The following is an 11,813-nucleotide window of genomic DNA, read 5'->3' on the forward strand; positions in this document are numbered from 1 at the left end:
GCGGGTGCGTCAGAACACGAAGCCCAAGCCGAGCTCGGGCCCGAAGCCGCGGTCCGGGCCAACGGGGCGCACGTCCCGGCTCAAGAAGAGGCTGCGCATGCCGCCGCGCAGCATGAGCCCGCCCAGGTGCAGCGCGAGCCCCGCGCGCGCATCCACCTGCTGGTAGGGGAAGGGCGTCACCTGCACGCGCGCCTCCGCGTCCAGGGGGCCCAGGACGCAGGCCTCCACGGACATGCCCACGCTGGGGCCCACGAGGACGGAGCCCGTCTTCGCCAGGGTGGAGACGCCGCCCTCCACGCGCACGCGCAGGGTCTCCTGGATGATGAGCGAATACGTCAGGTGCATCTCCGAGAGCGTCCGCGCGCTGTAGACGCCGGCCTCGCCCGTCCAGCCCTCCAGCCGGGCCAGGTGCAGGTCCACGCCCACATGCTCGACATCCCACCCCAGGGAGAAGTCCGCGCCGGTGCCGTCCGGGACGGGGGCCATCAGCGCGCCCATGCGGAAGGAGAACGGCACGGCGTGCCGCATCGAGTCCCGGGGCGTGGGGCCCGTCGTGGCCTCCGGGACGGCCTGATGGGTGCCGGAGTTGGCGATGACATGCCCCACGCTGCTGAAGAGCACCTCGAAGAGCGCGCCCAGGAGGACCGCGGCGACGTCGTCGGACGCGCTCGAGTTGAACTCGAAGTCGTCGTCCGTGGAGGACACCGTCGTCGTCCTGGCCGAGCGGTTCTTGTTCTCGTCGTCCTTCTTGTCGCCGTCCTTCTTCGACGCGTCCCCCCGCTCCGAGCCGATGGCGGTCGCCTCGTGGACGGGTTTCGACGCTTCGTGGGAGTCCGCGTGCTTGCCGAAGCGCGCCTCGGCGGGAGGCGCGGCGAGCAGGCTCGCCACGAGCCCCCCGCTCAGCACGACCTTGGGTAACGACATGGGGTGAAGCCCCCTCGGTGAGGCACGGCCGGCCCGACCGCCCCTCACATGCCGCATTCAAATCCCGGGGGCCCACGGGAAGTCAATCGCGAGCCCGCTCGAAGCCGGGAGCCGCGTCCAGGTCCTCCGCATCGTGCCCCCATCCTGGCGGCTGTTCCCGACGGGCATCGAAGCATGACAGGACGCGTTGGGCGCTTGCCCTCGGGCGGGGGGCCGCACAGCATGCGCGGCCATCGTGCCCGTCCCGACCGAGTCCCAGAGCCCCCATCGCACGTACACCGACCGCCGCGCCGCCGCCCAGGCGGAGCTGACGGAGCTGGACCGCGTCAGCGCGAGGTACGCCAACCTGCGCACCGTGGCCTTCGTGGCGGCGCTCGTCGTGGCGGCGCTGACGTTGATGGGCCGGCTGCCCAAGCCCTGGTGGTGGGCCGCGGCGGGGGCGCTGGCCGTCTATGGCCTGCTCGCGGTGCTGCACCACCAGGTGTTCCTCAAGGAGCAGCGCGCGCGCCTCTTCGTCCTGCTCAACGAGCGCGGCCTGGCGCGGCTGGAGGGCGGCTGGCACTCCTTCACGGACACCGGGGAGCGGTTCCTCTCCCCCAACCACCTCTACGCCACGGACCTGGATGTCTTTGGCCAGGGCAGCCTCTTCCAGCTCATCAACGAGACGGCGACGCGCGCGGGCGAGGAGCGGCTGGCGGCGTGGCTGTCCGCGCCCGCGACCGCGGAGACGGTGGAGACGCGGCAGGGCGCCGCGCGCGAGCTGGCCCCGCGCGTGGACTTCCGCCAGGACCTCTGCGTGGACGCCCGCGTGGTGGCGAAGGACAAGGCCGACCCCGCCCTCTTCATCCACTGGGCGGAGGCCGGCCCCTCGCTGGACGCCATCCGCTGGTCGCGCCCGCTGGCCATCCTGCTGCCCCCGGTGACGCTCACCCTCTTCATCCTGGGCACGCTGGGCGTGATTCCGGAGAGCACCGTCTGGGTGGGCCTGCTCGCGCAGCTGGGCGTCGCCGTGGCCACGCGCCGCACGCTGCGCCAGATGGACGAAGGCGTGGAGCGCGGGGAGCGCGGCTTCGTGCGCTACGCGTCCCTCTTCGAGCGCGTGGAGCAGCAGACCTTCGAGCACCCGCGCCTCAAGCAGCTCCAGTCCGGCTTGCAGGCGCAGGGCGGGCCCCCGGTGTCCGCGCTGTTCCAGCGCTTCAGCCGGCTGTACTCGCTCATCGAGTTCAAGCGGCACCAGTTCCACCCCCTGGTGCACTGGCTCACGCTCTGGGACATCCACGCTCTCTTCGCGTTGGAGCACTGGCGCGCCGCGCACGGCCGCGACGTGCGCCAGTGGTTCGAGGGCCTGGCGGAGCTGGAGGCCCTCTGCTGCCTGGGCGGCCTGGCCCATGACCGCCCTGCCTTCACCTGGCCCCAGTTGGAAGCCCAGGGCCCGAGCGTGGTGGCGACAGCGCTGGGACACCCGCTGCTGGACGCGCCCGTGCCCAACGACGTGTCCCTGCCCGGCCCGCGCCACGCGCTGCTGATCACCGGCTCCAACATGAGCGGCAAGACGACGCTGATGCGCGCGCTGGGCGCGAACGTGGTGCTGGCGCTGGCGGGCGCGCCGGTGGCCGCGGCGTCGTTCCGGCTGTCCCCGGTGCAGGTGCTCACCAGCATGCGCGTGAAGGACTCGCTGGAGCGCGGCGTGTCGTACTTCCACGCGGAGGTGCTGCGGCTGAAGATCGTGCTGGACGCGGCGGCGGCCGCGAAGGGCCAGGCCCTCTTCCTGCTGGATGAGATCCTCCTGGGCACCAACACCCGCGAGCGGCAGATCGCCTCGCGCGAGGTGCTGCGGCTGCTGCTCGCCTCCGGCGCGTGTGGCGCGGTGACGACGCACGACCTGTCGCTGGCGGCGCTCGCGGACGAGCCGGGCTCGCACGTGGTGAACGTCCACTTCCGCGACCACCTGGAGGACGGGAAGATGGTGTTCGACTACCGGCTCCGGCAGGGGGTGGTGGACACCACCAACGCGCTGCGGGTGCTGCGCCTGGCGGGCGTCCCGGTGAACGACCCGGACGCCCCGGCCTCCTGACTGTCCCCTCCGCGCCCCCCTCATCCAACAGGGGGCGCGAACGGGAAGCGGCTTACTTCGCCAGCTCCACCAGCGCCGCGGCACCCATGCCGCCGCCGATGCACATGCTCACCACGCCGTAGCGGCCGTCCCGGCGCTTCAGCTCGCGCAGGATGGTGGCCACCATGCGCGCGCCGGACACGCCCAGCGGGTGCCCCAGGGCGATGGCGCCGCCGTTCGGGTTCACCTTGTCCTGGGGGATGCCCAGCTCACGGATGCAGTGCAGCGCCTGCGCCGCGAAGGCCTCGTTGATCTCGAAGACGCTGATGTCCTCGACCTTCAACTTGTTGCGCTCCAGCAGCTTGCGGATGGCGGGCACCGGGCCCACGCCCATGATCTCGGGCGGCACGCCGGCGACCACGTAGTCCACGAAGTAGCCCAGCGGCTTGACGTTGAGCTCCTTCGCCTTCTCCTCGCTCATCACCACCGCGGCCGCCGCGCCGTCCGTCAGCGGCGACGCGTTGCCCGCCGTCACCACGCCCTTGGCGTTGAAGGCCGGGCGCAGCTTGGCCAGGCCGTCCAGCGTCGTGTCCGGGCGCAGGATGGTGTCCACGGTCACGGTCACCTGCTTCTGGGTGCCGTCTTCGTCGTACACCGTGGTGGTGACCGGGAAGATCTCCTCCTTGAACTTCCCCTGCTCGCGGGCGGTGGCCGCGCGGCGCTGGGACTCGTAGGCGAACTTGTCCGCGTCCTCCCGGCTGACGCTGTAGCGCGAGGCGATGTTCTCCGCCGTGGCGCCCATGGAGGTGTAGACCTCCGGCAGCTTCTGCATGATCTCCGGGTTGGCGGAGACCTTGTTGCCGCCCATGGGCACCATGGTCATGGACTCGGTGCCACCGGCCACGGCCACCTGGAGCATGCCGGACTTGATGCCCTGCGCCGCCTGCGCCACGGACTGCACGCCGGACGAGCAGAAGCGGTTGATGGTCAGCCCCGGAACGGTGTCCGGCAGGCCGGCGAGCAGGCTCGCGTTGCGGGCCACGTTCATGCCCTGCTCCGCCTCCGGCATGGCGCAGCCCATGATGACGTCCTCCACGTCCGCCGGCTTGAGGCCAGGGACCCGGGCGACCGCCTCCTTGATGGCGAGGGCCGCGAGCGTATCCGGCCGCGTGTCCTTGAACTCTCCCTTGTGGGCGCGGGTGAAGGGGGTGCGCACCGCGCTGGCAATCACGACTCGACCGGACATGTCAGGTGTCTCCCTGCCCGGACAGCGCCCGGGCGTGCTTCGGAATTCGCGTCTGGAAAACCATTGGGTAAACGCCTCGCGCTAGTTGCGCAGCGGCTTGCCCTTCTCGAGCATGAACATCATGCGGTCCTGGGTCTTCTCCTCGCCGATGAGGCTCAGGAACGCTTCCATCTCCAGCTCCAGCAGCTTCTCCTCGGTCACCAGCACGGACGGGCTGGTGTCCCCTCCGGACAGCACGCGCGCCAGCTTCTGCGCGATCTTCCGGTCGTGGGCGCTGATCTGATTGTTGAGCTGCATGTCGTACAGCATCATGTCGATGGTGGCCGCGCCGTTGGGGCCGGGCAGCCGGAAGCGCGTGGGACGCGGCGGGCGGAAGCCGCCGTTCGCCAGGCCCAGCACGCGCGACTTCGCGTCCGACAGCAGGAAGTCGCGGTTGCCCGTGATGCCGTCCTGCTGGGACAGGAAGCCCAGCTCGCGCGCCTCCTCCGCGCTCGTCGCGACCTTGGCCGTGCCGATGGCGAGGAACACCTTCTTGAGGAAGGGCAGCGCGTCGAAGTCCTTGTCCGCCGCGTAGGCGCCGAACACGTTGCGCAGCAGCATCATGGTGCCGCCGCCGCCCGGGATGAGGCCCACGCCCACCTCCACGAGGCCCATGTAGAGCTCCGCGCTGGCCTGCACCGCGTTGCCACCCATGGTGACCTCCGCGCCGCCGCCCAGCGTGAGGTTGAAGGGCGCCGTCACGACGGGCACGGGGCTGTAGCGCATGCGCTGGTTGGCCGCCTGGAACGCGGACGCCATCTTGCGGATGGAGTCGAAGTCCTCGCTCTTGGCCGCCATCAGCATGGCCATGATGTTCGCGCCAGCGGAGAAGTTGGAGCCGTCGTTGCCGATGACGAGGCCCTTGAAGTTCGCCTCCGTCTCGTCCAGCGCGGTGTTCATCATCGCGATGATGTCATCGTCGATGGAGTTCATCTTGGAGTGGAACTCCAGGAGCGTGACGCCGTCGCCCATGTCCCACAGCGACGCGCTGTCGTTGCCGGTGATCTTCTTGTTGCCGCGCTTCAGGTACTCCACGCGGAAGGTGCGCGCGTTCTCCGGCACCGGCTTCACGGACCTGGACGGGATGTCCCAGTAGGTGTCGCGGCCGTCCTGCACGCCGTAGAAGGACGTGCGGCCCTTGGCCAGCATCTCCTCCACCCAGGCGGCGGGCTTGAGGCCCAGCGCCTTCATGCGCTCCACGCCCTTCTGGACACCGTAGGCGTCCCAGGCCTCGAAGGGCCCCAGGTCCCAGCCGAAGCCCCAGCGCACGCCGCGGTCCACGTTGACCAGGTCGTCGGCGATCTCCGGGATGCGGCGGCTGGAGTACGCCAGCACGTCCAGGGTGACGCGCTCGGCGAACCTGCCGGCCTTGTCGTCCGCGTTCATCACGGACGCCACGCGCTCCTTGACGTTCTCGATCTCCTTCGCGGCGCCCAGCGAGTCGAAGCGCACCTTCGCCTGCGGCCGGTACTCCAGCGTCTTCAGGTCCAGCGCGAGGATGTCCTTGCCGCCGGAGGAGCGGTCCTTCTTGTAGAAGCCGCCGCCGCTCTTGTCGCCCAGCATCTTCTTCTCCACCATCTTCTGGAGGAAGTCCGGGGCGGCGAAGACGTCGCGCTCTTCGTCGTGCGTCAGCGTGTCGTAACAGTTCTTCGCCACGTGGGTGAACGTGTCCAGGCCCACGATGTCCGCGGTGCGGAACACGGCGGACTTGGGACGGCCCATGGCCGGGCCAAAGATCTTGTCCACCTCTTCGATGGTCAGCTCCGACTTCTGCATCTCGGAGATGGTCCGCATCATCCCGTACACGCCGATGCGGTTCGCGATGAAGTTGGTGGTGTCCTTGCCGTAGACGATGCCCTTGCCCAGGACCTCCTCACCGAACTTGTGGACGGCCTTCACGACCGCCGGGTTCGTCTCCTGGCCGGCCACCAGCTCCAGCAGCTTCATGTAGCGCACGGGGTTGAAGAAGTGCGTGACCAGGAAGTTCTCCTTGAACTCCGCGCCGCGCCCCTCCGTCATGCCCACGATGGAGAGGCCGGAGGTGTTGGAGGAGATGATGGCGTCCTTGCGGGCGTGCTTCTCCACCTTGGCGAACAGGGCCTGCTTGACGGCCAGGTCCTCCTTCACGACCTCGATGATCCAGTCGCACTCGGCCAGCCGCGGGAGGTCATCCTCCAGGTTGCCCACCTCGATGAAGCCGAGCACCTGCTCGGACACGATGGGGCTGGGCTTCGCCTTGCGCAGGTTGGCGATGGCGCCCTGCGCGAACTTGTTGCGGAACGCCTTGGAGGCGGTGTCCTCGCCCGGCGCGGCCTGGGGCGGAACGATGTCCAGCAGCAGGGCGCGCACGCCGGAGTTGGCCAGATGCGCGGCGATGCCGCTGCCCATCACGCCAGCGCCAAGCACCGCCACTTTTCGGATCCGGGTCGTCATCGGAAATCGGCTCCCTTGAATGGAAGTAGGGGACTGCACAAATGTAGGCGATTGACCCGGAAGTCAACCGGCATTGCCGTCGGGTGTGCTCGCCAGGAGGTCGGCTCCCCGACTACAAGTCGGCCCCCATGGCTCGCCTCGACCCGCACTCGTACAACGACAGCACGCAGCCTGAGACCGAAACGCTGGACTGGAAGGCCCGCGTCGATTTCCGGACGCGCCGCCTGCACGCGGAGGCCACGCTGACCCTCAAGGAGGCGTCAGCAGGCCCCCTCGACCTGGACACCCGCGACCTGGACATCCGCGGCGTGGTGGATGCCCAGGGTCGCCCCTTGCCCTACATCCTCTCTCCTCCCGAGCCCATCCTGGGCAGCCGGCTGCGCATCGAGCTTCCGGCGGGGGTGAAGCAGCTGACGGTGCGCTACCGGACCTCGCCGGAGGCGAGCGCGCTGCAGTGGCTGACGCCGTCGCAGACGGCGGGGGGGCAGCAGCCGTTCCTGTTCAGCCAGTGCCAGGCCATCCACGCGCGCAGCGTGGTGCCGCTGCAGGACACGCCGCGCATCCGCATCCGCTACCGCGCGGCCCTGCGGGTGCCCAAGCAGCTGAAGTCGGTGATGGCGGCGTCCTTCGTGGGGCGGGAGGAGCACGGCGTGGAGGCGGAGGAGCACTACGAGATGCCGCAGCCGGTGCCCCCGTACCTGCTGGCGTTCGCGGTGGGCAGCCTCACGTCCAAGGAGCTGGGGCCGCGCTCGCGCGTGTGGGCGGAGCCGGAGGCGCTGGAGGACGCGGCGGACGAGTTCATGGGCGTGGACGACATGCTCAAGGCCGCGGAGTCGCTCTTCGGGCCGTATGACTGGGAGCGCTTCGACCTCCTGCTGATGCCTCCGTCGTTCCCCTACGGGGGCATGGAGAACCCGCGGCTGACGTTCCTCACGCCCACGCTCATCGCGGGGGACAAGAGCCTGGTGAACGTGGTGGCGCACGAGCTGGCGCACTCGTGGACGGGCAACCTGGTGACGAACGCGTCCGCGGAGCACTTCTGGCTGAACGAGGGCTTCACCGTCTTCGCGGAGCGCCGCATCCTGGAGGCGCTGGCGGGGCCGGAGGTCGCGGCGCTGCACGCGGCCCTGGGGCGCCGCTCGCTGGACGAGGCGCTGCACCACTTCCGCGCGCACCCGCAGCTCACCGCGCTGCGCACGCACCTGACGGGCGTGGACCCGGACGAGGCCTTCTCCCAGATTCCCTACGAGAAGGGCTACCTGCTCTTGCGCGCGCTGGAGGACGCAGTGGGCCGGCCCACCTTCGACGGCTTCCTGCGCCGCTACCTGGCGAAGTACCGCTTCCAGGCGCTGACCACGGAGGAGTTCGTCCGCTTCACGGAGGAAGAGCTGCCGGGCGCGCTGGCGAAGGTGGACGCGGACGGGTACCTGAACCGGCCCGGCGTGCCGATGAACGCGCCGCGGCCCACCTCCGCGCGGCTGGAGGCGCTGGAGGGCCTGCGCGGGAAGGTGCCTTCGCGGGCGGACACGAAGGACTGGACGCCCACCGAGTGGCAGCTCTTCCTGGAGTCCATGCCGGCGGACACGTCCCAGGACGTCTTCCGCGAGTTGGACGCGAGGTACTCGCTCACCGCGAGCCGCAACTCGGAGGTGCTGGTGGCGTGGCTGGTGGCGGCGCTGCGCGCGGGCTACGACGCGCCCCTGCACCGGGCCGAGGAGTTCCTCGGCGAGGTGGGGCGCATGAAGTACCTCAAGCCGCTCTACAGCGTGCTCGCCTCGTCGCGTGAGCACCGCAAGGTGGCGCGCGCGGCGTTCGAGCGGAACGGGGCGCGCTACCACCCCATCGCGCGGCAGGGAGTGGAGCTCATCCTCAGCCGCGCATGAGACGGCAGGCTACTTGAGGGCCGCGTCCAGGCGCTTCTTGGACAGGGCCAGGTACTCCGGGTTCATGTCGATGCCCACGTAGCGGTGGCCGTGCTTCAGGGCGGCCACGCCGGTGGTGCCGCTGCCATTGAAGGGGTCCAGGATGAGCGAGTTCTCCGAGCAGCTCGCCTCCAGGATGCGCTCCAGCAGGGCCACGGGCTTCTGGGTGGGGTGGCTGCCGAAGGCCTTCTCCTCGCCGCGCGGGGCCGTCTGCGTCCACATGCGGCCGGCGCCGTCGGCGGTGAGCTCCTCGTCACCGGTGCGCGGCAGGGCCCACACGTCGCGCATCTGCTTGCCGCCGTTCTCCGCCTTCATGCGCTGGTAGTTGAAGACGTGCTGGAGCTTGCCGCCGGACTTCGGCGAGGCCCAGATGAGCAGCTCCGTGGAGTGCGTGAAGTAGCGGCACGCCAGGTTGGGGCTCGCGTTGGGCTTGTACCAGGTGACGGTGTTGAGCAGCTTGTAGCCCAGCTTCTGCATGGCGAAGCCGACGTTGAAGATGACGTGCTGGGTGCCGCTCACCCACAGCGTGCCGGACGGACGCAGGAGGCGCTGGCAGGCGGCGAGCCACTTCGTGGTGAAGGCGTGGTCCTCCTCCACCCCGCGCGAGACGTCCCACTGGCCCTTCTGCACGGAGACGCGCTTGCCGCCCTTGCAGGTGGTGCCGCCGTTGGACAGGAAGTACGGCGGGTCCGCGAAGATGAGGTCGAAGGACTGCTCGGGCAGCTGGGCCATCAGCTCCAGGCTGTCGCCCTGCAGCAGCGTGTAGGCCTCCCCGCGCTTCGCGAAGACGCTGTCGTTCTGGGAGCGTCGGACAACCTTCAGGGCAGGGGCAGCAGCTTCCGCGAACATCACGCCTCCGTCTTTGGGACAGACGTCTCTGGGACGCGGCGGACTGTGCGGTCGGTTGGGTGCTACGTAAAGAAATCAGCCTGTATTTGGCTGTAGCAGCCAAAGCGCGCGCGGAAACTTGACGCGCGCGCGGGGGGCTGGAAACACCGCGAGCAGGGCGGGAGCGCCTCTGTCTTTCGAGGCCCTCCACGACCCTGCTCGTGAGCTACCGCGGACGCTGTAGCGCCGAAGGACTACGCCTTCTCGGGCTCGGCGGCCTTCGCGCCCTTCTTGGCGGCCGGCGGGGTGTTCGCGTACTTCTTCTTGAAGCGGTCGATGCGGCCCGCCGTGTCCAGCAGCTTGTACTTGCCGGTGAAGAACGGGTGGCAGTTCGAGCACACTTCCACGCTGAACGAGCCGCGGGTGGACTTGGTCTCGACGACGTTGCCGCACGCGCAGGTGATGCGGGAGGGCGGGTAGACCGGGTGCAGGTCGGGCTTCATGGCTTCTCTCCAGTGCGCCTTGCCCCCGCCCAGGATGGGAGGGAGGTCCAGCGTTGTAGTGGGTCGGGGCTTATAGCGACGCCTCCGGCCTTTCTCAAGGATGCGCGTCCACCCCGGGGGTTTCTCCTCGGGGGCGCCTGCCCCGGGGCCGGCTGGCGGCCAGCCAGGGGGGTGGGAGCTAGGTCGTGCTCGGGGTGGTGGCGGGTGGGAGGGCCTTCGCCGGGGGGGCGGCCCGCCACAGGCGCTTCGCCGTCAGGGCCATGAACACGCCCATGGTGCCGTTGAGGTACAGCCACGCGACGTAGACCTCCTGCCTGGCGATCCAGAACCACACCATCATCGCCAGGTTGAGGGCGTAGACGAGCGCCACCACGCCCAGCGCGGAGAGGATGCCCGCGCGCCGCTTGAAGATGAGCAGCACGATGGTGAGCGGGTTGAGCACCGTGAAGAGCTCGTTCACGACGACGAACGGCATGGGCTGCGGGTTGTCCGGATCATTCGCGAAGAGGCCGTACTTCGCCACGATGAGGATGTGGACCAGGGCCCCCACGGAGAAGCACACGAACCAGATGGCCAGGATGATGCGGTTGGGCCAGGGCGAGCCCCCGCTGGATGTCTCGGATGTTTCAACGGTCATGACTTGTCCTCCAGGGCCTCGCGCAACAGCGTGGCCACGTGCCGCACGTACGGCTCCTGCATGAGTTGATGGTGTCCCCCAGGGACGTCCCTCACGTCCAGTCCCCCCCGGACGAGCGCCTCCCAGCCGCGGTGGCGTGGCACCCCGGGTGAAGGGGTCGCCTCCGTGGCGGCGAGGAGCAGGGCCGGGCCGTCGTAGGGGCTGGGGACGTAGCGGTCCATGGCGCGCAGGTTGGCCTGGTAGACGCGGAACAGGGCGCGCAATTGCTCGCGGCCCGTCGCTTCCTCCAGGAGGCCGGCCTGGATGCCCACGGCGAGGAGCGTCCCCAGCATGGCTTCGTCGTCCATGCGCTCCAGGGCCTCGTCCGGCACCGGCAGGGGCAGGGAGAAGGTCTGGGCCACCGTCTGGGCGAAGGCGACGCGCACGCTGGCGTCGGGGTCCTTCTTCGGGGCATCGCCGGGAGGCGCGCCCACGCCGGGGACGTAGGCATCCACGAGCCCGAGCAGCCCCACGGCCTGGCCTTGCGCGCGCAGTTGGAGGGCCATCTCGAAGGCGATGACGCCGCCGAGCGACCAGCCCGCGAGGAGGTAGGGCCCTTCGGGCTGCTCCTTGCGGATGGCGGCCAGGTACAGGGTGGCCATCTCCTCCACGGTCTCAGCCACGGCATGGCCGGCCTGGAGGCCGCGCGCCTGGAGACCGAAGACGGGCTGATGGGGCCCGAGCAGCCGCGCCAGCTCCGGGTACGCGAGCACGTTGCCGCCACCCGGGTGGACGAGGAACAGGGGCCGGCGGCCGGCGTCGCCCTTCTCCAGCGGGACGAGCGGCGACCACGTGTCCGCTTCCGCGCGCAGCAGCTTCGCCAGGTCCTCCACGGTGGGGTGCTGGAAGAGCGCGGCCAGGGGGACGTCGCGGCCCAGTTGTTCGCGCAGCGCGGCCACCAGGCGGACCGCGAGCAGCGAGTGTCCTCCGAGCGCGAAGAAGCTGGTGCGCACGCCGACGGGCTGCACGCCCAGGACCTCTTCCCACACCTTCGCGAGCTGGGACTCCAGCGCGTCACGGGGCGCGATGAAGTCGTCGGTCTGGGATGTGGAGGCGACCAGGTCCGGCAGGGCCTTGCGGTCCACCTTGCCGTTGGCCGTGAGCGGCAGCGCGTCCAGCACCCCCATCGCCGACGGCACCATGTACTCCGGCAGGTGCCTGCGCAGCTCCTCCTCCACCGCCTTCGGGT

General features: G+C 69.9%; 9 protein-coding genes. 2 read left to right on the forward strand and 7 right to left on the reverse strand.

Annotation, left to right across the window (positions count from 1 at the left end; all coding sequences use genetic code 11):
* Positions 1 to 9: 9 nt before the first annotated feature.
* Positions 10 to 924 carry a hypothetical protein gene (locus U8525_RS32090; RefSeq protein ID WP_374270534.1) on the reverse strand — a complete coding sequence of 305 codons (915 nt, stop codon included), beginning with the start codon at positions 922 to 924 and terminating at the stop codon, positions 10 to 12.
* Between the two features lie 235 nt (positions 925 to 1,159).
* Here U8525_RS32090 and U8525_RS32095 point away from each other — a divergent pair, with 235 nt between their 5' ends.
* A complete protein-coding gene (locus U8525_RS32095; RefSeq protein ID WP_374270535.1) occupies positions 1,160 to 2,998 on the forward strand; it encodes a DNA mismatch repair protein MutS in 1,839 nt (612 codons plus the stop codon).
* 52 nt (positions 2,999 to 3,050) lie between these two features.
* Here the strand turns inward: U8525_RS32095 and U8525_RS32100 are convergent, their stop codons facing one another.
* Complete coding sequence (locus tag U8525_RS32100) at positions 3,051 to 4,223, reverse strand: acetyl-CoA C-acyltransferase (RefSeq protein WP_374270536.1); 1,173 nt, start codon at positions 4,221 to 4,223, stop codon at positions 3,051 to 3,053.
* An 81-nt stretch (positions 4,224 to 4,304) separates the two neighbouring features.
* A complete protein-coding gene (locus U8525_RS32105; protein WP_374270537.1) occupies positions 4,305 to 6,695 on the reverse strand; it encodes a 3-hydroxyacyl-CoA dehydrogenase/enoyl-CoA hydratase family protein in 2,391 nt (796 codons plus the stop codon).
* A 128-nt stretch (positions 6,696 to 6,823) separates the two neighbouring features.
* Here U8525_RS32105 and U8525_RS32110 point away from each other — a divergent pair, with 128 nt between their 5' ends.
* A complete protein-coding gene (locus tag U8525_RS32110; RefSeq protein ID WP_374270538.1) occupies positions 6,824 to 8,578 on the forward strand; it encodes a M1 family metallopeptidase in 1,755 nt (584 codons plus the stop codon).
* 9 nt (positions 8,579 to 8,587) lie between these two features.
* On the opposite strand, the gene U8525_RS32115 is transcribed toward U8525_RS32110, so the two are convergent.
* From U8525_RS32115 to U8525_RS32130, 4 genes are all read right to left on the reverse strand, one after another.
* Positions 8,588 to 9,466, reverse strand: coding sequence for a site-specific DNA-methyltransferase (locus U8525_RS32115; protein ID WP_374270539.1), 879 nt, complete (start codon positions 9,464 to 9,466; stop codon positions 8,588 to 8,590).
* Positions 9,467 to 9,699: 233 nt separating this feature from the next.
* The gene (rpmE, locus tag U8525_RS32120) at positions 9,700 to 9,948 is read right to left on the reverse strand and encodes a 50S ribosomal protein L31 (protein WP_374270540.1); all 249 of its coding nucleotides are present in this window, start codon (positions 9,946 to 9,948) and stop codon (positions 9,700 to 9,702) included.
* Positions 9,949 to 10,126: 178 nt separating this feature from the next.
* Entirely contained in the window at positions 10,127 to 10,585 is a 459-nt protein-coding gene (locus U8525_RS32125; RefSeq protein ID WP_374270541.1) for a hypothetical protein, read from the reverse strand.
* A partial coding sequence (locus tag U8525_RS32130; protein WP_374270542.1) for an alpha/beta fold hydrolase occupies positions 10,582 to 11,813 on the reverse strand: 1,232 nt, incomplete at its 5' end. The genes U8525_RS32125 and U8525_RS32130, both read right to left, overlap by 4 nt.

This window comes from Corallococcus sp. RDP092CA (assembly GCF_041903675.1).
GTDB lineage: Bacteria > Myxococcota > Myxococcia > Myxococcales > Myxococcaceae > Corallococcus.